The sequence below is a fragment of the Umezawaea sp. NPDC059074 genome (assembly GCF_042738955.1).
GTDB lineage: Bacteria > Actinomycetota > Actinomycetes > Mycobacteriales > Pseudonocardiaceae > Umezawaea.
In genome coordinates this window covers 25,410-48,972 of record NZ_JBHYHC010000058.1, presented here as the reverse complement: position 1 = coordinate 48,972, position 23,563 = coordinate 25,410, and the positions used below count along the sequence as shown (strand labels likewise).

Genomic DNA, 23,563 nt, shown 5'->3' with positions numbered 1-23,563 from the left:
CCGCGGGGGGGGTGCCCTCCTCGCCCGGGGCGCCGCGCCGGCCCGGCCAAATCATAATTTTCGGCGGCCCCGGGGGGTGGGGGGCGGGGCCCCCCCCCCCCCCCCCACGACTACCATCCGTGCATGAACCGACAGCCCATCCGCCTGGCCCTCGTCGAGGCGGAGCGCATGTTGACGGCGGCGGGCGTGGACAGCCCCCGCGTCGACGCCGAGTACCTCGCCGCCCACGTCCTCGGCGTGGAGCGCTCCCGGCTGCCGCTCATCCCCATGGTCGACCAGCAGGTCCTCGAGACGCTGCACAAGCTCGTCCGCAAGCGCTCCGACCGCGTGCCGCTCCAGCACATCCTCGGGTGGTCCCCGATGGGCTCGATCACCGTCGACGTCGGCCCCGGCGTGTTCATCCCGCGGCCCGAGACCGAGTTCGTGCTGGAGTGGGGCCTCAACCGGATCAAGACCGTGGCCGACCCCGTGGTCGTCGACCTCTGCACCGGGTCGGGCGCGCTCGCGCTCGCCGTCGCCAACGCCCGCCCCGACGCCGTGGTGCACGCCGTGGAGAAGGACGTGGACGCGCTGGCGTGGGCGCGGCACAACTCCGACGCGCGCGTCCGGGCCGGGGACACCCCGATCCGGCTGCACTCCGGCGACGTGACCGCTCCCGGCGTCCTGGTCGACCTCGAGGGCGGCGTCGACCTGGTGCTGTGCAACCCGCCGTACGTGCCGGAGGGCACGCCCGTGCAGCCCGAGGTGGGCGACCACGACCCGCACGCCGCCGTGTTCAGCGGCGCGGACGGCCTGGACGTGATCCGGTCCGTGGTCGCGCTGGCCGCCCGGCTGCTGCGGTCCGGGGGAGTGGTGGCGATCGAGCACGACGACAGCCACGGCGAGTCCGTTCCCGCGCTGCTCGGCGCCCGCCGGGTCCTCACCGACGTGGCCGACCACCAGGACCTCGCGGGCCGCCCGCGGTTCGCCACCGCGCGCAAGGTGTAGCCCACGCCGGACGCGGTGGAATAGCGCGTCCGTTCGGCCGTCGTGGTGATGCGAATTCCCCATTCTTCTGGCAGAATTGCTCGCCGACTATTCGGTGAGGAGTGTGATGTCTGTCAATAATCCGGACGAGTGGTCCGAATTCCGATTATGGCTCAGCGCGCAGCTGGAATGGTTGCGCTCCGTAGAACCCCAGGCCGACTTCCGCCTTCTGGACCAAGCGCGTGCGCTGTTCGAGGACATCTCCGAAGAGGGCGGCGCGACCCGTGCCGTGGCCGAGTTGGAGCGCCTGGCGAAGGTCGCGTGGTCCGCCGAGGGCGCCACGATGCTGCGCCACTACCTGGGGTACGCGCTCGTCGCCAGGGCCGTCGAGGTGCGCCGGATGCTCGGCCCCGGCGGTGTCGTCATCGTCGAGGGGCTCGCCGAACGCGTGCTGGCGCTGGAGACGTGCGACTCCGAGCTCGACGAGTACGCCACCGCGCTGAAGAGGCGCGGCGAGCCGAGGCACGCCAAGCCCGGCCAGCTCGCCGTGCCGACGTTCGCCGTGGTGCTGCTGGTGTTCGCCGTCGTCCCCGTGGTGACCGGAGGCCTGCTGGGCAGCCGCGTCCTCGTGGCGCTCGGGCTGCTCTCCGCGGTGGTGCTGGTGGCCGCGTTCACCTGGGTGCTCCGGGCGACGGGCGCGCACCGCGCCGACCGCAGACCCGCCCACCTGGCGTCGGTCAGCCGTACAGGTCGCTGATTTCCGCGGTCCGTTCGGCTATTCGCGACGCGGCCGATCGGCGGGGGTCGGTCACGGTGTTAATGGCACACCGAACGGTTTCCCGTGGAGCGCGTTTCGCTTTCCCGGCGGCCTGAATCGCGTTCCGGCCGCACGGCGGGTTCCGCGCTGCCACGATGGCGGTGTGGATCACGACATCGCACGGGCGATCCCCTCGGTGCTGCGGCACCTCCCCCCGGCCTCGGCCGCCGAACTGGGCAGGATCGCCGGGACACGGCCCGCCCGCACCTCGCGCCACGGCTCGGCGGTGTCGTCGGCGTTCCGCGGTCTGTCCGGAACGGACTTGGCGGCGGTAGTGCGGTCCGCTGTGGACGCGGTCGACGTGACGGCGTCGCCGGACCTCGTCGGCCACCTCGTGGCGCGCCAAGGCGAGTTCGGGTTCCTCGCCTCCGGCACCGAGAGCGCGGAGTCGCTGGCGGTGCGACTGCTGGACGTCTGCCACCCCGGCGCGACGGACCTGGTGGTGGAGCACGTCTTCCGGCTCGTCCACGACTCCGCGATCGCGCCCCTGCTGGCCGTCGGCCCCGAGCACACCGACGAGGCGGACATCGCCGGACTGCACGGGGCCGCGCACCTGGCGCTCTGCGCGGCGACCGCTGCGGCGCTGCTGCGGGCGCTCGACACGGACTTCGCGCGGGCCGCGATCGTGGGCACCGCCTTGGGCGCGGCGGCCCTGCTGCTGAGGGACCGGCCGATGCCCGCCGGGTACGCGGCGGCCTTGCGGGCGAAGCGGAGGGCCGAGTTCGCCTACCCGGCCTGGACGCCGTCGGCCAACCCGACCGTGCGCGACCACCTGTTCGCGCTCGCCGACGGGCCGGTGCCGGACACGGCGGACTTCTCGGCGAACGGCCTGGTCGCGGTGGTGCCCGGCGGTGTGCTGGTGCGGACCGGGATCGCCGAGGGGCACGTCCCGGTGTCGTTGAGCCTGGTCGCCGAGCCGTGGCCGGAGACCGACCTCACCGGGTGGGACGAGGTCGTCGAGGTGAGCTGGCACGCCGAGGTGGGGGACGCGCGGATCGGCGGGCAGGTCGTGACGCCACCGTGGCCCGGCGACCTGCGGGTGCTGGTGCTGGCGACCGGGCGGGACGACGGGGTCGACGAGGGGTACTCGGTGCGGGTGTGGCCCGCGCCCGCCGCCGAGACGGTGGTGGGCAAGCTGACCGACCGGCTCGGGCACCGGCTGCGCGGCGAACCGGAGCCGCCGGTGGTGGTGCCCCCGGAGAAGGACCACTGGTGGGTGGAGAAGAGCGTCTTCCAGGTCGCGGTGACGGTGACCGCGGTGGTGGGGCTGTCGGCCGAGGAGGTGCTGGAGGTGTTCGGGGTGGACGCCGAGACCGGGTCGATGGCCGAGGCGCGGGTGGGGGAGATCAACCAGTGGATCGCGGTCAGCGAGGCCGACGGCGTCGTGGTGGTGTTCGAGGACAGCGGGTTCGCGGCCACCCGTGACGAGGTGCTGCAACGGTTGTCCCGCAACGGGAAGGCCGCGAGCGCCTACTGGAACGTCAACGCCGGGACCCGGCTGTCGTTCGCCCGCGACGGCGAGGTGCTGGCGTCGTTCGAGCCGGGGCCGTGCCCGAGCGACGACCCCGAGGTGCGGGCGGCGTTCGACCCGTTCGACTTCGTCGACCGGCGGCACCGGGACGCGAAGATGGTCGCGGCCGTCGCCCGGTTCACCGGTCGGACGATCACCGAGGCCGACTTCGACGCCGTCGAGGTCGCCCACTTCACGGCGGAGTAGCGGGGGATCACTACGCTGGTCGGGGTGAGCACGGTCTACGACACCAGTGAGCAGAACAACCGCGAGGCGGGCCTCGCCGCGGCGGCGGGCGCGGTGCGCTCCGGTCGCCTGGTGGTCCTCCCCACCGACACCGTGTACGGCATCGGCTGCGACGCGTTCGACGCGGCCGCCGTGCGCTCCCTGCTCAAGGCCAAGAACCGGGGGCCGGACATGCCGGTGCCGGTGCTCGTCGGGTCGTGGACCACGATCGACGGCCTGGTCCTGAGCGTGCCGCGGCAGGCCCGCGCGCTGATCGAGGCGTTCTGGCCGGGCGGGTTGTCGCTCGTGCTGCCGCACGCCCCCTCGCTGTCGTGGGACCTCGGCCGCACCAGGGGCACGGTCATGCTGCGCATGCCGCTGCACCCGGTGGCGCTGGAACTGCTCCGCGAGGTCGGCCCGATGGCCGTGTCCAGCGCGAACAAGAGCGGCTTCGCGCCCGCCTCGACCGCGCTGGAAGCCCGTGAGCAGCTCGGCGAGGACGTGTCCGTGTACCTGGACGGCGGCACGTCCGGCGAGAACGTGGCCTCGACGATCGTCGACCTCACCGGTCCGGACGCGATCGTGCTGCGCGAGGGCGCGGTGGCCGTGTCGGAGGTGTCCGAGGTGCTGGGGCTGGAAGTCGAGGTCGCCCGCTAGTGGATCTTGGTCCACCGAGTACGGTGGTGTCAGCACTCATCGCCGTTCACCCGGCCTCACCGAGGGGTTAGCCTCCAGCCGTGGGCCAGCTTCCTGCCTCCGCCTCCACCGTCCTCCCCGTCCGGGAGTACCTGCTCGTCGCCCTGACGGCCGCGGTGGTCACCTTCCTGCTCGTCGGGCTGGTCCGCGTGTTCGCCTTCAAGATCGGCGCCGTGGCCTACCCCCGCCAACGCGACGTGCACGTCAAGCCCATGCCCCGGATGGGCGGCCTCGCCATCTACGGCGGCGTCCTCGGCGGCATGATGCTGGCGCACCAGCTCCCGGTGCTGCGCTCCGCGTTCGACTTCTCCAACGACCCGTACGCCGTGATCGTCGGCGGTGGCGTGATCGTGCTCGTCGGCGTGCTCGACGACCGGTTCGAACTCGACTCCCTCACCAAGCTCGCGGGCCAGGTCACCGCCGCGGGCCTGCTCGTGCTGTTCGGCCTCCAGTGGCTGGTGTTCTGGGTGCCGTGGGGCGACAACGGCGCGGGCACCGGCTCGCTGCTGTCGCTGGACCAGAACCAGGGCGCGCTGCTCAGCGTGCTGCTCGCGGTGACGATGGTGAACGCGATGAACTTCGTCGACGGCCTCGACGGCCTCGCCGCGGGCATCGGCCTCATCGCCGCCGTGGCCACGTGCGCGTTCTCCATCGGCCTGCTCGCGAAGAACCAGGGCGACGTCGGCGCGTACCCGCCCGCGCTGATCGCGGCGACGCTCGCCGGCGCCTGCCTCGGTTTCCTGCCGCACAACTTCAACCCGGCCCGCATCTTCATGGGCGACTCCGGGTCGATGCTGATCGGTCTCATGCTCGCCGCCGCGACCACGTCGGCCTCCGGCAAGCTGAACTACGCCAGCCTCGGCGCGCCCGACCTGCTCGCGCTGCTGTCCCCGCTGCTGGTGGTCGCCGCCGTGCTGTTCGTGCCGCTGCTGGACCTGATGATGGCGGTCGTCCGCCGCACCCGCCGCGGCGAGAGCCCGTTCTCCGCCGACAAGATGCACCTGCACCACCGGCTGCTGGAGATCGGCCACTCGCAGCGCCGGGCCGTGCTGCTCATCTACTTGTGGGCGGGCGTGCTGGCGTTCGGCGCGGTGGCGCTGACGTTGTTCGACGTCCGGGTCGTGGCCTGGTGCTTCGGTCTCGGGCTGCTCGTGGCGCTGTTCGTCAGCGCGATCCCGCGGTTGCGCGAGGTCCGCCGCGGGCAGTGAGCGTTCTGGTAAGACTGGAACGACCATGGCACCGCTCCCAGACCCGCCGCACCACCTGCTCACCGTCGCCGAGTACGCGGCGCTCGGTGAGCTGGAGACCGGCTACGCGGAGCTGGTCGAGGGCAGGCTGCTCATGTCGCCCGGCTCCACGCCGGACCAGAACCTCGCGACCGCCGAGCTGTACTACCAGCTCCGGCCGCAGCTGCCGGACCAGCTGATGGTCGTGCAGGACGTCGACGTGGACCTCGAACTCGCGCCACCCGGCCAGCCCGGTTTCACCCGGCGGCCGGACCTGGTCGTCGTGCGCCGCGAGGCCCGGCAACGGCTGCGCGCGCAGGGCGGTCTGTACCGCGCCTCGGAGGTCGTGGTGGCGATCGAGGTCGTGGTCCCGGACTCCCGGCGCACCGACACCGTGATGAAGCGCGGCGAGTACGCCGACGCGGGAATCCCGCACTACTGGATCGTCGACATCGCGCACCCGGTGTCGCTCGTGGCCTGTCGGCTCGGCGAGTCCGGTTACCACGACGCACCCGCCGCGACCGGCGTCTTCATTCCACCGGGACCGTTCCCGGCCACTCTGCACCTCGACCGGTTGAGCTGACGAACGTTCACGACGAGTTCATCGCCCTGCCGTCCGGTGCGTCTCAAGTCGAACCTGCGCGAAGTGCGGAAATCGGGCGACTTACACTCGATGGCATGAGCGAGACCAGCGAAGATCTGACTCATGCGGGCATGGTCCGCGGCTTGGCGGGCGCGATGTTCCGCGGAGCGCTCATCCCCGTCGTGGCGACGGTGGTCCTGGGCGTGGTCGTGTTCGGTGTGCTGTACGGCGTGCCGGGCGCGCTCGGAGCGCTGGTCGGTGGTCTCGTGATCATCGCGTCTTCTTTGGCGACGTTGTGGCTCATGCACCGGACGGCCGCGCTGGAAGTGCACTTCGTGATGGCCGCGGCACTTGGCGGATTCATGCTCAAGATGCTGGTGTTGCTCGGCGTAATGATTCTGTTGCGCGACGTGGAGTTCCTGCACACCAACTCGGTCGCAATCACGATGATCGCGACGATTCTCGTTGCGGCGGCGGCGGAAGGCCGTGCGTCCAAACGGACTAGAAGCCTCAACGTGATCCCGTCGACGGCCGCGGACCCCTCTTAAGCCGTACGCCCGTCCGGGACGTCTCTACCGGCTGATATGGTCTGCCCGCAGACCTGGACGCCCCCTCCTCCGGCTTGGCCGAGGGGGGTGCCGCTGCCAGGTGTCTGCGGTCCGTAAGGTACGTTAAGTCCTGATCGTGACGATTCCCCCGGCGGAGTGAACGCCGGCCGGGAGAACCGGAAGGAGCCCAGTGGGCGAGCTGGTGCTGGCCGAGGGCGGAACGTTCGTTCCCCCCGGTGCTAAGGATTTCTTCTTGCCGCCGATCTTCGGCGGTGTCACCAAGCCGATGGTGCTGGTCGTTCTGTCGATCGTCATCATCGCGGTGTTCTTCCTGTTGGCCACGCGCAGCTTCAAGCTGGTGCCCAGCAAGTTCCAGTTCATCGCCGAGTCGGTTTACGACATGGGCCGCAACACGATCGCGCGTGAGCAGATCGGCGGCAAGGACTTCAAGCCGTTCGTGCCCTTGATCGTCACGTTGTTCACCTTCGTGCTCGTGAACAACCTGTTCGGGATCATTCCGCTGATCCAGTTCCCGACGATGTCCCACATCGGCTTCCCGCTCGCCGTGTCGGTGCTCGTGGTGTACCCCGTTTACCACTACGTCGGGTTCAAGCGCCACGGTTTCGTCGGGTACCTGCGCAACCAGCTGTTCCCGCCGAACGTGCCGAAGCCGGTCTACATCCTGCTGGCGCCGATCGAGTTCTTCTCGAAGTTCGTGATGAACCCGATCACGCTCGCGATTCGAGTGTTCGCCGCGATGTTCGCCGGGCACCTCATCCTCTTGGTGTTCACCTTGGCCGGTGAGTACCTGCTCCTGGAAGCGGGCGGGGCTCTCAAGCCTGTCTCGCTGCTGTCTTTCGCCTTCGCCATCGCTATGACGTTCCTCGAGGCGCTGATCCAGGTCATCCAGGCCTACATCTTCGCCCTCCTGTCCGCCAGCTACATCGGTATGGCGCTGGCCTCAGACCACTGAGCACTGAGGGACACACCAAGCCCCCGCTCCGCACTGACCGCGGAGCGAGTTCGAAAGGGATACGCACGTGAGCAGCATGCTTCTCGCACAGGCCGCCACCGAGATCAACATCAACCCGGGTCTCGCCCTCATCGGCTACGGCCTCGGCGCGATCGGCCCCGGCATCGGCGTGGGTCTCATCTGGGCGGCCGTCATCAACGGCACCGCTCGTCAGCCGGAGGCCCGTGGCCCGCTGATGAACATCGCGTGGACGACCTTCGTGCTCGTCGAGGTCCTCGCCCTGATCGGCCTCGTGCTCTTCTTCATCGCTTCGGCCTAATCACCGGCCTCATCGCGTAGGGAGACGTCGTGGTGAACACCTTGATCCTCGCCGCAGAGGAAGCTCCGAACCCCGTGCTGCCGCACATCTCGGAGCTGATCCTCGGCCTGGTCGCCTTCCTGCTCCTGCTCTGGATCATGCAGAAGTTCGTGTCCCCTCGCTTCGAGGCGCTCTACTCCGAGCGCGCGTCGAAGATCGAGGGCGGCATCGAGCGCGCTGAGCAGGCACAGGCGCAGGCTCAGAAGATGCTCGACGACTACAAGGAGCAGTTGGCCGAGGCTCGCGCCGAGGCTGCCCGCATCCGCGACGACGCGCGCGCCGAGGGCACGCAGATCGTCGAGGAGCTGCGCGAGCAGGCGCAGGCCGAGTCCGCGCGGATCGTCGCGCAGGGCCAGCACCAGTTGGACGCGCAGCGCGCCCAGATCGTCGCGGAACTCCGCGCCGACCTCGGCAAGGTCGCCGTGCAGCTGGCGGGCAAGGTGGTGGGCGAGGCACTCGAGGACGAGGCCCGTCGCCGCGGCACTGTCGACCGCTTCCTCAACGAGCTGGACGCCGTCGCGGCGCCGGCAAGCAAGTAAGAGGACGCCGATGACGTTCCACGCAGCGAGTCGAGAGGCTCTGGCCGCCGCCGAACTGCGGTTGCTCGAACTCGTCGACGCCACCACCGACGCCGCCGAGCTGTCGACCCTCGGGGAAGAACTCTTCTCCGTGGTCAGCCTGCTCACGGCGCAGCCGCAGCTCCGGCGCGCGCTGGGCGACTCGTCGTCCGACCGCGGGGGCCGCGAGCAGCTCGTGAAGGGCCTGCTGGCGGGCCAGGTCTCGGCCGGGACCATCCAGGTCCTCGTCGCGGTGGTCACCGCGAAGTGGTCGAGCCCGCGTGAACTGGTCGACGGCATCGAGTCGCTCGCCCAGACCGTGCTGCTGGTGCGGTCCGAGCGGGACAACCGCCTCGACGCGGTGGAGGACGAGCTGTTCCGGCTCGGCCGCATCGTCGCCGGGTCGCAGGACCTCGAACTCCTGCTGTCCGACCACTCCGTGGCGGCCGACCGCAAGGTCGCGCTCGTCGACAGCCTGCTCGCGGGCAAGGTCGAGCCCGTCACGAAGACGCTGGTCGACCAGTTGGTGCGCGAGCCCCGCGGGTCGCACGTGGTCGACGGGTTGATGCGGCTCGCCGACCTCGCGGCCAAGCGCCGCGAACGCTCGGTGGCCCACGTCCGCTCCGCGGTCGAGTTGAGCGCGGAGCAGCAGGAGCGCCTCTCGGCGACCCTGACCAGGATCTACTCACGACCGATCGCACTGCACGTCGAGGTTGACGCCTCGCTCGCCGGTGGCCTGCTGATCAAGATCGGCGACGAGGTCATCGACGGAAGCGTGGCTGGTCGGTTGGCGGCACTCCGCCGCGACCTCGCCGGCTGACCAAAACCGGAACCGCGGCTTCACCAAGCCCCTTTCCCTTGAACGAAGTGAGAGCAGGAACGACATGGCGGAGCTGACGATCTCGTCGGACGAGATCCGCAGTGCGATCGAGAAGTACGTCTCGAGCTACTCCCCGGAGGTCAACCGGGAAGAGGTCGGTGTCGTTGCCGAGACCTACGACGGCATCGCCATCGTCGAAGGCCTGCCCGGCACGATGACGAACGAGATCCTGGAATTCCCCGGCGGGGTTCTCGGAGTAGCGCTGAGCCTCGAGGTCCGCACCATCGGTGCGGTCATCCTCGGTGACTTCGACAAGATCGAAGAAGGCCAGGAGGTCAAGCGGACCGGCACGGTGCTCTCCGTGCCCGTCGGCGACGGCTTCCTCGGCCGCGTGGTGAACCCGCTCGGCGCCCCCATCGACGGTCTCGGCGACATCGTCGCCGACGACAACCGCGCCCTGGAGCTCCAGGCCGCGTCGGTGCTGCAGCGCCAGCCGGTCGCCGAGCCGATGCAGACGGGCATCAAGGCGATCGACGCCATGACCCCCATCGGCCGCGGCCAGCGCCAGCTGATCATCGGCGACCGCAAGACCGGCAAGACCGCGGTCTGCATCGACACGATCATCAACCAGAAGAAGGCCTGGGACTCGGGCGACCCGAAGCAGCAGGTCCGCTGCGTCTACGTCGCCATCGGTCAGAAGGGCTCCACCATCGCGGGCGTCAAGGCCGCGCTGGAGGAGGCGGGCGCCCTCGAGTACACGACGATCGTCGCGGCTCCGGCCTCCGACTCCGCGGGCTTCAAGTGGCTGGCCCCGTACGTCGGCTCGGCCATCGGCCAGCACTGGATGTACCAGGGCAAGCACGTCCTGATCGTGTTCGACGACCTGACCAAGCAGGCGGAGGCGTACCGCGCCATCTCGCTGCTGCTGCGTCGCCCGCCGGGCCGCGAGGCCTACCCCGGCGACGTCTTCTACTTGCACTCGCGCCTCCTCGAGCGCTGCGCGAAGCTGTCGGACGAGATGGGCGGCGGCTCGATGACGGGTCTCCCGATCATCGAGACCAAGGCGAACGACGTGTCGGCGTACATCCCGACCAACGTCATCTCGATCACCGACGGCCAGTGCTTCCTGGAGTCGGACCTCTTCAACGCCGGTGTGCGTCCCGCCGTCAACGTGGGTATCTCGGTCTCCCGCGTCGGTGGTTCCGCGCAGATCAAGGCCATGAAGGACGTGTCCGGCTCGCTGCGCCTCGACCTGTCGCAGTTCCGCGAGCTGGAGGCGTTCTCCGCCTTCGCCTCGGACCTCGACCCGGCGTCGCGCGCCCAGCTCGACCGCGGTGGTCGTCTGGTGGAGCTGCTCAAGCAGGGCCAGTACTCCCCGGTGCCCGTCGAGGAGCAGGTCGTCTCGATCTTCCTCGGCACCAAGGGCTACCTGGACTCGGTCCCGGTCGGCGACATCCGCCGCTTCGAGGCCGAGTACCTGGAGTACCTGCGGCGCAACGGCGGCGACCTCCTCTCGGGCATCCGGGAGACGAAGAAGTTGCCCGACGACGCCAAGCAGGCCATCGTTGACTCCGTCAACGCGTTCAAGCAGCAGTTCACCGCAACGGACGGTTCCTCGGTCGTTCCCGAGTCGCACGCCAAGGCGATGGACGCCGACAAGGTCGGACACGAGTCGGTGAAGGTCAACCGACCCGCTCCGGCGGAGAAGTGACGTAGGCCATGGCCGCACAGATTCGCGAGCTGCGCCAACGGATCCGCACGGTCAACTCGACCAAGAAGATCACGAAGGCGTACGAGCTCATCGCCACGTCGCGTCTCGCCAAGGCGCAGGCCCGAGTCGCCGCCTCGCGTCCCTACGCGGACGAGATCACTAACGTGCTCTCCGCGTTGGCCGAGGCTTCAGCGAACCTGGACCACCCGCTGCTGGTGGAACGCGAGAACCCGAAGCGCGCCGCAATCCTGGTCGTCACCAGCGACAAGGGCATGTGCGGCGGCTACAACTCCAACGTGCTCAAGGCCGCGGAGGAGCTGATCGCCCTCCTGCGTTCGCAGGGCAAGGAGCCGGTGCTGTACGCCCTCGGCCGCAAGGCCGTCGGCTACTTCAAGTTCCGCCAGCGCGACGTGGCGGAAGCGTGGACCGGTTTCTCCCAGACGCCGCTCTACGTCAACGCCGCCGAAGCGGGCGACGCGGTCGTGCAGTCGTTCCTGGCGGGCATCGAGGGTGACGGTGGCGTGGACGAGATCCACGTCGTCTACACCGAGTTCAAGTCGATGCTGAGCCAGGCGCCGGTCGCCAAGCGGATCGCGCCGATGGACGTCGAGTACGACGCCCGTCCGTCCGGTCCGGTGGCGATCTACGACTTCGAGCCCGACGCCAAGACGCTCCTCGGCGCGTTGCTGCCGAAGTACGTCAAGACGCGCCTGTTCTCGGCGTTGCTCGAATCGGCCGCATCGGAGTCCGCCGCGAGGCGGACCGCGATGAAGGCCGCGACGGACAACGCCGAAGAGCTGGTCAAGACGCTCAGCAGGCAGGCGAACGCGGCCCGTCAGGCCCAGATCACCCAGGAGATCAGCGAGATCGTCGGTGGCGCCTCCGCGCTTACCGGTGGCGCAGGAAGTGATGAGTGACATGAGTGCTACTGCCACCACCACCCGCACCGGCCGTGTGGTCCGGGTGATTGGTGCCGTGGTCGACGTGGAGTTCCCGCGCGGCGCGGTTCCCGAGTTGTTCAACGCCCTCAACGCGGACATCACGTTCGAGGCCGTGGCCAAGACGCTGACCCTGGAAGTCGCCCAGCACCTCGGCGACAACCTGGTCCGCACGATTTCGATGCAGCCGACCGACGGTCTGGTCCGCGGCGCGCCGGTGCGCGACACGGGCAAGGCCATCTCGGTGCCGGTGGGCGACGTGGTCAAGGGCCACGTGTTCAACGCCCTCGGCGACTGCCTCGACGAGCCCGGCCTCGGCCGGGACGGCGAGCAGTGGGGCATCCACCGCAAGGCGCCCGCCTTCGACCAGCTCGAGGGCAAGACCGAGATCCTGGAAACGGGCATCAAGGTCATCGACCTGCTGACCCCGTACGTCAAGGGCGGCAAGATCGGCCTGTTCGGCGGCGCGGGCGTGGGCAAGACGGTGCTCATCCAGGAGATGATCACCCGTATCGCCCGCGAGTTCTCCGGCACGTCCGTGTTCGCGGGCGTCGGCGAGCGCACCCGTGAGGGCACCGACCTCCTCCTGGAGATGGAGGAGATGGGCGTTCTCGCCGACACCGCGCTGGTGTTCGGCCAGATGGACGAGCCGCCGGGCACCCGCATGCGCGTGGCCCTGTCCGCCCTGACGATGGCGGAGTACTTCCGCGACGTCCAGGGCCAGGACGTGCTGCTGTTCATCGACAACATCTTCCGCTTCACCCAGGCGGGTTCCGAGGTCTCGACCCTCCTCGGCCGCATGCCGTCGGCCGTGGGCTACCAGCCCACGCTGGCCGACGAGATGGGTGAGCTGCAGGAGCGGATCACGTCGACCCGCGGTAAGTCGATCACCTCGCTGCAGGCGATCTACGTCCCCGCGGACGACTACACCGACCCCGCCCCCGCAACGACCTTCGCCCACCTGGACGCGACGACGGAGCTCTCCCGTCCGATCTCCCAGAAGGGCATCTACCCCGCGGTGGACCCGCTGTCCTCGTCGTCTCGGATCCTCGAGCCGTCGATCGTCGGCGAGGAGCACTACCGCGTGGCCCAGGAGGTCAAGCGGATCCTGCAGAAGTACAAGGAACTGCAGGACATCATCGCCATCCTGGGCATGGACGAGCTGTCCGAAGAGGACAAGGTCCTCGTCGGTCGCGCCCGTCGCCTGGAGCGCTTCCTCGGCCAGAACTTCATCGTGGCCGAGAAGTTCACCGGTCAGCCCGGCTCCTTCGTCTCCATCAAGGACACGATCGAGGCGTTCGACCGCGTCTGCAAGGGCGAGTTCGACCACTACCCCGAGCAGGCGTTCTTCAGCTGCGGCGGTCTCGACGACGTCGAGGCCAACGCGAAGAAGCTCGCGGGCGAGTAGTCGTTCCGCTTCGAGGGCCGTCCCCACTCCGGTGGGGGCGGCCCTTTCGCGTGTCCCGCGGCGGCACGGTCACGCACGGGTCCAAGTGGGTTACCCACCGCTAGGGCACACGGGTGGACCCGTGCCGCCGTCTGAGTGGGAAAGTCCCAAACAGGGCAACAAGTCCGACCGTCCCGCGATCTCCTCCCTGTCCCCACCTAGGAGGAGTTCCATGCGCCTACCCGTCGCACTGGCCGCCGCTCTGCTCACCGCGGCGACCTTCAGCACCATCCAGGCCCAACCAGCGCACGCCGCTCCGGGCACCCCGGCCGCCCCCACGGTCGTGTTCACCGAGGACTTCGAGAACAACCAGGGCGCCACGCCCATCCTCTTACCGCAGTACACGAACACCGCGGGCCAGTCGTACACAGCGGACCCGGCGTGGCTGTCCAACTGCAACGGCGTGGTCATCTCGCTCCTGCACCCCACGGCGACCCCGCCGAACCACCTGTGCGACACCGCGTGGTCCCGCGTCCGGCCCATGGCGGGCGACCTGGCCCAGTTCGCCGGCACGAACCCGGCCACCAACCACGCCATCGGCGCGTACACCCAGGGCGACCCCGGTCCGAACAAGGTGCAGTTCGAAACAACCCAACCGATCCCGCTGTCGGCCACCAACCGCTTCCTGACGTTCTCGGTCGACACCGGCGAGCAGAACTGCTTCGCGCTGCACGCCCTGCTGGGCTTCTACCTCCTCGACGGCGCGACGGAGATCCCCACGTTCACCACGCCGATCGAGACCTGCGCCCACCCGAGTGCGGTGATCAACGGCACCTACGTCGGCACTTTCACCAGCAACAAGCCGGTCCTGTTCAGCGGCAGCGGCGTCGGCATCCGCCTGCGCAACTTCCAGCCCAGCGGCAACGGCAACGACGCGGTGTTCGACAACATCCGCATCCTCGACGTCACGCCGCAGCTGGACCAGACCTTCAGCGCGTCCCCCGTGGAGATCAACAGCCCGGCGACGCTCACGTACACGATCACCAACACCACCGACCTGGCCGTGAAGGAGAACTGGTCCTTCTTCGGCGCCCTGCCCGCGGGCGTGGCCGCCACCGGGACCCCGACGACCGACTGCGCCGCCGCCACCGCGACCGCGAACCCCGGAGCCACGGCCGTCTCGGTGGAGGGCACGCTGGCCACCGGCCAGACGTCCTGCACCGTCACCGTCCCGGTCACCGCGACCCGCGCGGGCACCTACACGACGTGCGCGGCGGACATCACCCAGCACGCGGGCGTGAACCTCCCCGGCTGCACGTCGATCACGTTCACCCCGCCCGCCCTCAAGTTCGACGCGCACGCCCACGGCGGCAAGCTCAGCGGTCCGCTGGTCACCGTCAGCCCGCTGGCCCCCTCGGACCTCACCTGCACGGTGACGCCGGGCTCGGACACCGACACCCTCGCGACGGCGAACCTCGGCGTCATCGGCAATCTGGGCGTGATCACCACGAGCGCCACGGGCACCGTGGACGGCGACGGCCTCCGGACGTCCACCGCGAAGGCCAAGACGGCCGGTGTCAGCCTCCTGGGCGGTCTGGTGACCGCGGACAGCGTCGAGGCCGTGGCGAGCGCCACGGACGACAGCGCGGGCGTCGTGACCGCGACCGGCGGCACGACCGTCGCCAACCTCCGGGTGGCCGGGACGACGATCCTCAACCCGACCGTCAACCAGACCATCACCATCCCGCTGGTGGCCACGGTCGTCGTCAACGAGCGCGTCCCGCACCCCGGCGGCATCACCGTCAACGCGCTGCACGTGAAGCTGCTGACCGGCACGGACCTGGTCGTCAGCCACGCCAGGACCACCCTGGGCTGCTGACCGGACCCCGCGGGGCCTCCTACACCGGGGCCCCGCGGGGGACCGGCCGCGCGCCGGGCGCCCCCAGCACGCGCGAGATCCCCCGAGCCGCCGCCCGCACGACGGGCACCAGCCCGGACACGTCCACGTCGTGCGGCACGACGATCGACACCGCCGCCACGACCCCGTCGTCGGCGCCGCGGATCGGGGCCGCCACCGACAGCGTGATCAACTCGATCTGCGCGTCGCTGACCGCGTACCCGTCCCGTCGCACCCGCGCCAGCATCTCCCGCAGCGCGGCGGGCGTGGTGATCGTCTTCGGCGTGAACCGCCGCATCGGGCTCCGCAGCGCCAGCTCCTGCACCTCGGCGGGCGCGAACGCGAGCATCGCCAGCCCCACGCCGGACGCGTGCGCGGGCAGACGGCTGCCGATCCGGGTCACCACGTTGACCGCGTTGTGGGCCGAGATCCGCTCCAGGTACACCGCGTCCAACCCGTCGAGGACGGCCAACTGCACGTTCTGGTGGGTGACCTCGTACAGGTCCTCCAGGAACGGCAGGGCGTGCTCCCGCAGCCCCAGGGTGCTCGGCGACAGCGTCGCCAGCTCGAACAGCCGCAGCCCGACGTGGTAGCGCCCCTCGGTGTCGCGGCCCAACGCCCCCCACTCCACCAGCTCGTTCACCAGGCGGTGCGTGGTGCTGAGCGCCAGACCGGCGCTCCGGCTCAACTCGGACAAGGTCGCCGACGGACGTTCCTCGGTGAACACGCCCAGCAGCGCGAACAGCCTGCCCGCGACGGACTTCGGTGTCGTCACGGGTCCAGGATGGCCTTCCGGTGAGTGGAAAGTCCACTCGCTGGTGGCAGCCACCCCCAGCACGATGTCCCCGGTGCGCACACAGGTCGGAATCATCGGAGCCGGACCCGCGGGACTGCTGCTGTCCCACCTGCTGCACCTCGAAGGCGTCGACTCGGTCGTGCTGGAGGCCCGCAGCCGTGACTACGTGGAAAGACGGGTGAGAGCGGGGGTCGTCGAACAGCCCTCCGCCGACCTCTTGAGGGACGTCGGCCTCGCAGGCCGCATGGACGAGGAGGGACTGCCGCACCACGGGTTCTCGCTGCGGTTCGACCGCGAGGACCACCGCATCCCGCTCACCGAGCTGACCGGCAGCACGATCACCGTGTACGGCCAGCAGGAGATCGTGAAGGACCTCATCGCGGCGCGGCTCGCGGCGCACGGCGACCTCCGGTTCGAGGTGTCCGGAGTGGCCGTTCACGACGTCGACACCGACCGGCCGCGGATCACCTACGACGGCGGCGAGCTCGAGTGCGACGTGATCGCGGGCTGCGACGGGTTCCACGGCATCGCCCGCGGCGCCGTCCCGGACAGCGTGCTCAAGACGTTCGAGCACGAGTACCCGTTCGCCTGGCTGGGACTGCTGGCGCAAGCCCAGCCGTCGCACGAGGAACTGATCTACGCCAGCCACGAGCGCGGGTTCGCGCTGCACAGCATGCGCTCGCCGGAGGTGACCCGGCTCTACCTCCAGGTGGACCCGGACGAGCGGATCGAGGACTGGTCGGACGAGCGCATCTGGGACGAGCTGCACCTGCGCCTGGAGACCGACAACGGTTTCACCCTGCGCGAGGGTCCCGTGATCGAGAAGAGCATCACGTCGATGCGCGGGTTCGTCGCGGAACCCATGCGGCACGGCAGGTTGTTCCTCGCGGGCGACGCCGCGCACATCGTGCCGCCGACCGGGGCGAAGGGCATGAACCTCGCCATCGCCGACGTCCTCGTGCTGTCCCGCGCGCTGACGTCGTTGCTGCGCAAGGGGGACAGCGACCTCGTCGAGTCCTATTCGGACACCTGCTTGCGCAGGGTGTGGCGGGCACAGGGCTTCTCCAACCACATGACCACGATGCTGCACCGGGCGCCGGGCTCGGAGGACTACCAGCACCGCCTTCGCATGTCGCAACTCCGCTACACCGCGACGTCGTCCGCCGCCGCCACGAGCCTCGCGGAGAACTACGTCGGTCTGCCCTTCTGAGCAACGGAGGTCGCCATGTCCACCAACCGCTGGGTGTTGCCGCTGAGCTGGACGGCGGTGCTGCTGGACGGGTTCGACCTCGTGGTGCTCGGCACGGTGCTGCCCGTGCTGCTCCAGGAGAAGACCTGGGGCCTGACCCCCGCGAGCGCGTCGATCGTCTCCACCGTCGGACTGGTGGGCATGATGCTCGGCGCGCTCGCGATCGGCACGATCACCGACGTGATCGGCAGGCGCAAGGCGCTGATGCTGGCCGTGGCGAGCTTCTCGGTGTTCACGCTGCTGTGCGCGTTCGCCCCGTCGGTGCTCGTGTTCGGCCTGCTGCGCTTCCTGGCGGGCGTCGGCCTGGGCGGCTGCCTGCCCACGGCCATCGCGCTGGTGAACGAGTTCTCCCACAGCGACCGCCGCGGCCGTTCCACGACGGTGATCATGACCGGCTACCACGTGGGCGCGGTCATCACGGCGTTGCTGGGGATCGTGGTGATCCCGTCGCTGGGTTGGCGGGCGCTGTTCGTCATCGGCGCGCTGCCCGCGCTGGTGCTCGTGCCGCTGATGTGGCGGAGCCTGCCGGAGTCCCGCGTCTTCGAACCGGCCCCGGTGAAGGACGTCATCGGCTCCCTGTTCAAGCCGGGCCTCGTCCGCGCCACGCTGGCGTTCTGGGTCGCGTCGTTCATGGGCCTGCTGCTCGTCTACGGCCTGAACACCTGGCTGCCGCAGATCATGCGCGCCGCCGGGTACCCGTTGGGCGCGGCACTGGGACTGCTGCTGACGTTGAACATCGGCGCGGTCATCGGTCTTCTGGTCGCGGGCACGGTCGCCGACCGCTTCGGCGTGCGGCGGTCGACCATCGCGTGGTTCGCCGCCGCGGCGGTGTTCCTGGGGCTGCTGAGCGTGAAGCTGCCGGGCGTCGGCGTGTACGTCGCCGTGCTCGTGGCGGGCTGCTTCGTGTTCAGCGCCCAGGTCCTCGTGTACGCCTACGTGGGCCGTGTCTACTCCGACGCCAACCGCGCCACCGGTCTGGGGTGGACGGCGGGCATCGGCCGCATCGGAGCCATCTGCGGCCCACTCCTCGGCGGCGCGTTGCTGACCGCGGGCATCGCGTACCCGTGGGGCTTCTACGCCTTCGCCCTCGTGGCCGCGTTGGGCGCGGTGGCCGTGGTGGGGATCGGCTCACGGGTCGATGTGAACGCCTAGCGGGTCAGCGGGACGACCTGTCCCGCCACCTCCACCGCGACTGCGGCGTCGGGGATCACGGCCGCGTAGTCGAACGAGCCCTGCCAGTCGGCCGTGTCGGAGGTCCGGTAGCGGATGCCCGACTCGTCGCTCGCGATCACCCACCCGTGCCCGTCCGGCAGCCGCAGCCGGACGGGCACGGGTGAGGCGGAGTCCACCACGGGGCCCCGGATCGCCCGGTCCGGCATCCCGTCCGGGCGGAAGAGGACCGCGTAGGCGGTGCGCGGCTCGGTGCCCTGCAGCCATTCGCCCACCACCAGGCCCGTGCCGTCCGGCGTGGTGCCGTGGACGGTGCGGCCGAGGCGGTGCAGGGGGCCGATGTCGACCAGGCCCGCGCCTCGCAGGATCGGCACCACGTCCGTGCGGGCGGGTGGCCCCGACCCCGCCGGGCCGACCGACAGGTCCAGGATCGCCCCGGAGCCCCGAGCGTCGTTCGGTGGCGCGCCGTTCGGCTGCGCGAGGTGAGCGTCGCGCAGGTAGGCGCTGGCGGGGTAGGTGGTCAGCTGCCGCTCCGGCGGGACGTCGGCGGCGGTCGGCGGTCCGACGCCGCTCACCAGCCGGGCGGTCGACGGGTCGGGGTTCGGTGTGGTCCACAGGCCGACGCCGTCGACGATCGGCACCTCCTGCCACGTCCGCACCACGACGCCGTCGGCGTCGCGGGACGAGGAGGCGGACGCGTACGCCGAGACCACCGGGTCCACCACGAGGAACGTGCGGTCGCCGGGACCGAACTGGAAGCTCTCCTTGTCGCGGTCGGGTGTGCCGGGACTGGTGGCGCCCAGCAGCTTCTGCACGCCGTCCGCGGGGTCCCGCCCGACCAGGCCGACCACCGTGCGCACCCGGCCCTCGACCTCGGCCTCCTGCATCACCACCGCCGTGTCGCCCACGGCCGTGGTCGCCGCCCAGTAGACGTGCGGGTCCCCCCGGAAGGCGGCGATCCCGTTGTTGTGCTTCCACGACGAGGTGAGGGAGCGCTGCCAGACCAGGACCGTGGTGCTCAGCCGGGTCGGGTCGCCCGCGAGGTTCCCCCTAGTCGCCTCCAGCAGCCTGCGGTCCTCGGGCCTCGGGGTGCTCGGCCAGTTCCGCACCGCGTAACCCGCGCCGAACCCGACGATCCCGATCACCACCGCCATGGTCACCGCGACACCGGCGTGCCGCCGCGCCTGCCTGCGCCGTCCGCCCCGCAGCACGTCCCCCACGAAGCCCGCGCGGACGTCCACGTGCTCCGCCACGTCCCGCATCGCCGTCCCGAGGTCGTTCACCGCGCCACCTCCACCTGCAGGAGTTCCCGCATCCGCGCCAGGCCCCGCGAGGTCTGGCTCTTGACCGTGCCCGTGCCGCAGCCGAGTGCGGCCGCGGTCTGCGCCTCGGTCTGGTCGTCGAAGAAGCGGAGCACCAGCACCGCGCGCATCTTCGGCGGCAACTCGGCCAAGGCGCGCAGCACCGCGTCCTGCGCGACGACCGCGTCCTCGTGCCCGCCGACCGACGGCGTCCCCGCCTGCTCCCAGTCCGCCTCCGGCTTGCGCGACCGCCGCCGCCACCGGTTGGCCGACGCGTTGGCCAGCGCGGCCCGCGCGTACGGCTCCGCGGGCCCCTTGATCCGCCGCCAGCGCACGAACATCTTCTCCAGCACGTCCTGGAGCAGGTCCTCCGCCGCTCCCCGGTCCCCTCCGCACAGCAGGTACGCGGTGCGGAGGAGGGACTGCGACCGCAGCACCACGAACTCCTCGAAGTCCTGTCCCGCCGCGTGCACAGCCACCCCTCTGCCTCCTCCGCGTCCCCCCACGAGGAGAAGGACACCGGCCGGTGTGAAGAGGTTGTCAGGATTTTCGCGTTCGTCGCGCCCCACGTCAGGCAGGTGATCTTGGGCCTTTTGCCCCGGTGTGACCAGGCCGGGGCGGCGAGGTCGTCACCCGACCGTTTAGACTGCGGTTCGACTCCAGTCGACGAGGGAGATACGCGTGGCCGAGATGACCGTCCAGTTGGTCGCCGTTGAACGCCGTCTGTGGTCGGGCACGGCCACGTCGGTGGTCGCCCAGACGACCGAGGGCGAGATCGGCGTGCTTCCGGGCCACGAGCCCATGCTCGGCCAGTTGGTCGAGGGTGGCGTGGTCCGCATCCGCACGACCGACGGCGAGTTGGTGACCGCCGCCGTCTACGGGGGCTTCCTGTCCGTGACGGGGTCCGCGGTGAGCGTGCTCGCCGAGGACGCCGAGTTGGCGGACGAGATCGACGTCGAGCAGGCGCGGTCCGCCGTGAAGGACGCGGACGACCTCCAGCGAGGGCGAGCGCTCGCCGCCTTGCGCGCCGCCGGACACTCGGCCTGAGACCGGACGCGGACGAGCGGGTATCGCCGTGGGGATCGCCGAGATGGTCGGGGTGGTCCTGTTCGTGGCGGTCGTGTGCCTGGCGTACTTCGCCTGGCGCAGGCTCAGACTGCTCCGCGCGGGCGGCGTGCACGTAGCGCTCCGCCTGCGCCAGGACGACAGCGGCCGGGGCTGGCACCTCGGCGTCGGCCGCTACCAGGGTGACGAGTTCGTCTGGTTCCGCGTGCTGAGCCTCGGCTCCGGCCCGAACCAGATCATCACCCGCGAAGGCCTGGAGATCGACGACCGGCGCGAGCCGGGCCCCTCCGAGACGTACGCGATGCCGACGGGCTCCACGGTCCTGCGGTGTCGCAGCAGCACGGGCAGCGAGATCGAGATCGCGATGGGCCCGGACGCGCTGACCGGCTTCCTGTCGTGGCTGGAGTCAGCGCCTCCGGGCCGTTCCATTCCCTGGGCCAGCTAGGCGTTGCCGCCCGGCTTCCACAGGACGTCGCCGTCCGGGTTCGCGACGCGGGCCAGGATGAACAGCAGGTCGGACAAGCGGTTCAGGTACTTCGCCGTCAGGACGTTCGTGCGGTCCGCGTCGGCTTCCAGCAGGGCCCACGTGCTGCGTTCGGCGCGGCGGGAGATCGTGCGGGCCTGGTGCAGGAGTGCGGCTCCTGGGGTGCCGCCGTTGAGGATGAACGAGTCCAGTTTGCCGGTGCGGGCGTTGTACTCGTCGCACCAGCCCTCCAGCCGGTCCACGTACGCCTGCGTCACGCGCAGCGGCGGGTACTCCGGGTCGGGCACGATCGGGGTGCACAGGTCCGCGCCGACGTCGAACAGGTCGTTCTGCACCTTCTGGACGACGCCGTAGACGTCCTCGGCCAGTGCGCCGAGCGCCAAGGCGACGCCGAGGGACGCGTTGGTCTCGTCGACGTCCGCGTAGGCCACGATGCGCGGATCCGTCTTGGGGACGCGGGAGAAGTCGCCGAGCCCGGTGGTGCCGTCGTCGCCGACCCGCGTGTAGATCTTGGTGAGGTGAACCGCCATACCCGGCACTCTAGTTCGGTGATCCGCTCGGCGGCTGCGTTCCCGTTCGCGGAAGCGGAGGATGGGACCCGTGAACGCGTGGATCCAGACCCTGCTGCTGATCGCGGTGTTCGTGCTGTTGGCCGGGGTGCTGAGGTGGGCGTTCGGCAACGACCGCCGAGCCGTGCCGGACTACACGGGCGACGACTTCGGCCTGCTGAACGAGGTCGCCGTCGTCCCCACTGAAGAAGCCGCCCGCGTCCTGGCCAAGCGCTTGCGCACCGCGGGTATCAAGGCCACTTCCGTGCGGGGCAGCCAGCCGGGCGCGTTCCGGGTCATGGTGTTCCCGGTGGACGTCCCGGACGCGAAACTGCTGCTGCGGGACGTCTAGGCGAACGGGCGCCCACCGGGGGTGGACGCCCGTCCGGTCAAGCGGAGACGCGTTCGACGCTCGCGCCCAGCTTGCGGAGGTTCTCGACGAAGCCGGGGTAGCCGCGTTCGATGTGGAAGATCTCGTACACCTCGGTCGCGCCGTCGGCGCACAGGCCTGCCAGCACGAGGCCCGCGCCCGCGCGGATGTCCGACGCCCACACGGGGGCGCTGGAGAGGCGTTCGACGCCGCGGACGACGGCGTGGTGGCCGTCGGTGCGGGCGTCGGCGCCCAGGCGGATCATCTCCTCGATGAACCGGAACCGGGCCTCGAAGAGGTTCTCGGTGATCATCGAGGTGCCCTCGGAGACCGTGGACAGCGCGATGGCGAACGGCTGGTTGTCGGTCGCGAAACCGGGGTACGGCAGGGTGACGAAGTCGACCGACTTCGGGCGTTCCACCTGCACCACGCGGAAGCCCTCGTCCGGGCCGCCCTCGTAGGTGGTGACCTCGGCGCCCGCCATGCGGAGCTTCTCCAGCACGAGGTCGATGTGGTGCGGGTTCACGCCGCGGACGCGGATGTCGCCTCGGGTCATCGCGGCGGCGAACGCCCAGGTCGCGCCGACGATCCGGTCGCCGACGACGCGGTGGTCGGTCGGGTTCAGGCTGTCGACGCCGTGGACGGTCAGCGTGGACGTGCCCGCGCCCTCGATCTTCGCGCCCATGTCCTGGAGCATCAGGCAGATGTCGATGATCTCCGGCTCGCGGGCCGCGTTGTCGATCACCGTCGTGCCCTTGGCCAGCACCGCGGCCATCAGGATGTTCTCGGTCGCCCCCACGCTGGGGAAGTCCAGCCAGATCTGCGCGCCGTGCAGGCCCTCGGCGTTCGCGACGACGCAGCCGTGCTCGATCTCGGTGGTGGCGCCCAGCTTCCGCAGGCCGGCCTGGTGCATGTCCAGCGGTCGCGAGCCGATCGCGTCACCGCCGGGCAGCGCCACGACCGCGCGCTTGCAGCGCCCGACGAGCGGCCCGAGCACGCACACCGACGCGCGCAGCTTGCCCATCGCCTCGGAGTCGGCGCGGTGGTTCAGCTCGGCGGGCGTGGTGATGGTGACCACGTCGCCCTCGATGACCACGACGCACCCGAGGCTGCGCAGGACGTCCGCCATGAGCGGCACGTCCAGGATCTCCGGGCAGTTCGTGATCGTGGACGTGCCCTCGGCGAGCAGAGCCGCCGCCATCAGCTTCAACACGCTGTTCTTGGCCCCGACGACATCGACCTCGCCGACCAGGCGCGCCCCGCCGTGGACCCGGAAATGCTCACTCACCAAAGAACTCCTCAACCTTGCCCCTGATGGGCGATCCTACGGAGGTTCTGAATCGAGCCCGTGCCTGAGCCCCTTGGAGT

At 70.3% G+C, this 23,563-nt stretch carries 25 protein-coding genes; 20 read left to right on the top strand and 5 right to left on the bottom strand.

Annotation, left to right across the window (positions count from 1 at the left end; translation table 11 throughout):
• Positions 1-123 precede the first annotated feature (123 nt).
• The 15 genes from prmC (at position 124) to ACFWW9_RS25220 (ending at position 15,194) form a co-directional block, all read left to right on the top strand.
• Positions 124-987, top strand: coding sequence for a peptide chain release factor N(5)-glutamine methyltransferase (gene prmC / locus ACFWW9_RS25290; RefSeq protein WP_390382680.1), 864 nt, complete (start codon positions 124-126; stop codon positions 985-987).
• Positions 988-1,159: 172 nt separating this feature from the next.
• Positions 1,160-1,723, top strand: a complete 564-nt coding sequence (locus ACFWW9_RS25285; protein WP_390382678.1) for a hypothetical protein — start codon at positions 1,160-1,162, stop codon at positions 1,721-1,723.
• Between the two features lie 163 nt (positions 1,724-1,886).
• Entirely contained in the window at positions 1,887-3,500 is a 1,614-nt protein-coding gene (locus ACFWW9_RS25280) for a DUF6461 domain-containing protein (RefSeq protein ID WP_390382676.1), read from the top strand.
• A 24-nt stretch (positions 3,501-3,524) separates the two neighbouring features.
• On the top strand, positions 3,525-4,175 hold the full coding sequence (locus tag ACFWW9_RS25275) for an L-threonylcarbamoyladenylate synthase (RefSeq protein ID WP_390382673.1): 651 nt from the start codon (positions 3,525-3,527) through the stop codon (positions 4,173-4,175).
• A gap of 80 nt (positions 4,176-4,255) precedes the next feature.
• Complete coding sequence (locus ACFWW9_RS25270; protein ID WP_390382670.1) at positions 4,256-5,422, top strand: glycosyltransferase family 4 protein; 1,167 nt, start codon at positions 4,256-4,258, stop codon at positions 5,420-5,422.
• Positions 5,423-5,447: 25 nt separating this feature from the next.
• The gene (locus ACFWW9_RS25265) at positions 5,448-6,023 is read left to right on the top strand and encodes a Uma2 family endonuclease (protein WP_390382667.1); all 576 of its coding nucleotides are present in this window, start codon (positions 5,448-5,450) and stop codon (positions 6,021-6,023) included.
• Positions 6,024-6,118: 95 nt separating this feature from the next.
• Positions 6,119-6,571: a hypothetical protein gene (locus tag ACFWW9_RS25260; RefSeq protein WP_390382664.1), complete on the top strand. Its 453-nt coding sequence runs from the start codon at positions 6,119-6,121 to the stop codon at positions 6,569-6,571.
• A gap of 190 nt (positions 6,572-6,761) precedes the next feature.
• Positions 6,762-7,544 (top strand): F0F1 ATP synthase subunit A, encoded by a 783-nt coding sequence (atpB, locus tag ACFWW9_RS25255; protein WP_390382661.1) that lies wholly within the window; start codon positions 6,762-6,764, stop codon positions 7,542-7,544.
• 67 nt (positions 7,545-7,611) lie between these two features.
• Positions 7,612-7,863, top strand: coding sequence for an ATP F0F1 synthase subunit C (locus tag ACFWW9_RS25250; RefSeq protein ID WP_390382659.1), 252 nt, complete (start codon positions 7,612-7,614; stop codon positions 7,861-7,863).
• Between the two features lie 32 nt (positions 7,864-7,895).
• Complete coding sequence (locus ACFWW9_RS25245; protein WP_390382704.1) at positions 7,896-8,441, top strand: F0F1 ATP synthase subunit B; 546 nt, start codon at positions 7,896-7,898, stop codon at positions 8,439-8,441.
• 10 nt (positions 8,442-8,451) lie between these two features.
• Entirely contained in the window at positions 8,452-9,279 is an 828-nt protein-coding gene (locus ACFWW9_RS25240) for a F0F1 ATP synthase subunit delta (RefSeq protein WP_390382656.1), read from the top strand.
• Positions 9,280-9,343: 64 nt separating this feature from the next.
• A complete protein-coding gene (gene atpA / locus ACFWW9_RS25235) occupies positions 9,344-10,990 on the top strand; it encodes a F0F1 ATP synthase subunit alpha (protein WP_390382653.1) in 1,647 nt (548 codons plus the stop codon).
• Positions 10,991-10,998: 8 nt separating this feature from the next.
• Positions 10,999-11,907, top strand: a complete 909-nt coding sequence (locus ACFWW9_RS25230; RefSeq protein WP_390382650.1) for a F0F1 ATP synthase subunit gamma — start codon at positions 10,999-11,001, stop codon at positions 11,905-11,907.
• The gene (gene atpD / locus ACFWW9_RS25225) at positions 11,900-13,336 is read left to right on the top strand and encodes a F0F1 ATP synthase subunit beta (RefSeq protein ID WP_390382647.1); all 1,437 of its coding nucleotides are present in this window, start codon (positions 11,900-11,902) and stop codon (positions 13,334-13,336) included. The genes ACFWW9_RS25230 and atpD overlap by 8 nt, the downstream gene beginning before the upstream one ends.
• A gap of 211 nt (positions 13,337-13,547) precedes the next feature.
• A complete protein-coding gene (locus tag ACFWW9_RS25220; RefSeq protein WP_390382644.1) occupies positions 13,548-15,194 on the top strand; it encodes a choice-of-anchor P family protein in 1,647 nt (548 codons plus the stop codon).
• Positions 15,195-15,213: 19 nt separating this feature from the next.
• On the opposite strand, the gene ACFWW9_RS25215 is transcribed toward ACFWW9_RS25220, so the two are convergent.
• Positions 15,214-15,987, bottom strand: coding sequence for an IclR family transcriptional regulator (locus ACFWW9_RS25215; protein ID WP_390382641.1), 774 nt, complete (start codon positions 15,985-15,987; stop codon positions 15,214-15,216).
• A 64-nt stretch (positions 15,988-16,051) separates the two neighbouring features.
• Here ACFWW9_RS25215 and ACFWW9_RS25210 point away from each other — a divergent pair, with 64 nt between their 5' ends.
• Together ACFWW9_RS25210 and ACFWW9_RS25205 are read left to right on the top strand one after the other, a co-directional pair.
• Entirely contained in the window at positions 16,052-17,218 is a 1,167-nt protein-coding gene (locus ACFWW9_RS25210; protein WP_390382701.1) for a 4-hydroxybenzoate 3-monooxygenase, read from the top strand.
• 15 nt (positions 17,219-17,233) lie between these two features.
• Positions 17,234-18,409 (top strand): MFS transporter, encoded by a 1,176-nt coding sequence (locus ACFWW9_RS25205; RefSeq protein ID WP_390382638.1) that lies wholly within the window; start codon positions 17,234-17,236, stop codon positions 18,407-18,409.
• Here ACFWW9_RS25205 and ACFWW9_RS25200 read toward each other — a convergent pair.
• The gene (locus ACFWW9_RS25200) at positions 18,406-19,710 is read right to left on the bottom strand and encodes a hypothetical protein (protein ID WP_390382635.1); all 1,305 of its coding nucleotides are present in this window, start codon (positions 19,708-19,710) and stop codon (positions 18,406-18,408) included. The genes ACFWW9_RS25205 and ACFWW9_RS25200 overlap by 4 nt on opposite strands.
• Entirely contained in the window at positions 19,707-20,207 is a 501-nt protein-coding gene (locus tag ACFWW9_RS25195; protein WP_390382631.1) for a SigE family RNA polymerase sigma factor, read from the bottom strand. Before ACFWW9_RS25195 ends, ACFWW9_RS25200 begins: the two co-directional genes overlap by 4 nt.
• A 202-nt stretch (positions 20,208-20,409) precedes the next feature.
• Here ACFWW9_RS25195 and ACFWW9_RS25190 point away from each other — a divergent pair, with 202 nt between their 5' ends.
• Both ACFWW9_RS25190 and ACFWW9_RS25185 read left to right on the top strand, forming a co-directional pair.
• A complete protein-coding gene (locus ACFWW9_RS25190) occupies positions 20,410-20,775 on the top strand; it encodes a F0F1 ATP synthase subunit epsilon (protein ID WP_390382628.1) in 366 nt (121 codons plus the stop codon).
• Positions 20,776-20,803: 28 nt separating this feature from the next.
• Entirely contained in the window at positions 20,804-21,238 is a 435-nt protein-coding gene (locus ACFWW9_RS25185) for a DUF2550 domain-containing protein (protein WP_390382625.1), read from the top strand.
• Here the strand turns inward: ACFWW9_RS25185 and ACFWW9_RS25180 are convergent.
• The gene (locus tag ACFWW9_RS25180; protein WP_390382622.1) at positions 21,235-21,807 is read right to left on the bottom strand and encodes a cob(I)yrinic acid a,c-diamide adenosyltransferase; all 573 of its coding nucleotides are present in this window, start codon (positions 21,805-21,807) and stop codon (positions 21,235-21,237) included. The two genes, ACFWW9_RS25185 and ACFWW9_RS25180, sit on opposite strands and share 4 nt — an antisense overlap.
• 61 nt (positions 21,808-21,868) lie before the next feature.
• Between ACFWW9_RS25180 and ACFWW9_RS25175 the strand changes: the two genes are divergently transcribed.
• Positions 21,869-22,177: a hypothetical protein gene (locus ACFWW9_RS25175; protein ID WP_390382619.1), complete on the top strand. Its 309-nt coding sequence runs from the start codon at positions 21,869-21,871 to the stop codon at positions 22,175-22,177.
• A gap of 37 nt (positions 22,178-22,214) precedes the next feature.
• On the opposite strand, the gene murA is transcribed toward ACFWW9_RS25175, so the two are convergent.
• Complete coding sequence (gene murA, locus ACFWW9_RS25170; RefSeq protein ID WP_390382616.1) at positions 22,215-23,483, bottom strand: UDP-N-acetylglucosamine 1-carboxyvinyltransferase; 1,269 nt, start codon at positions 23,481-23,483, stop codon at positions 22,215-22,217.
• Between the last annotated feature and the right edge of the window lie 80 nt (positions 23,484-23,563).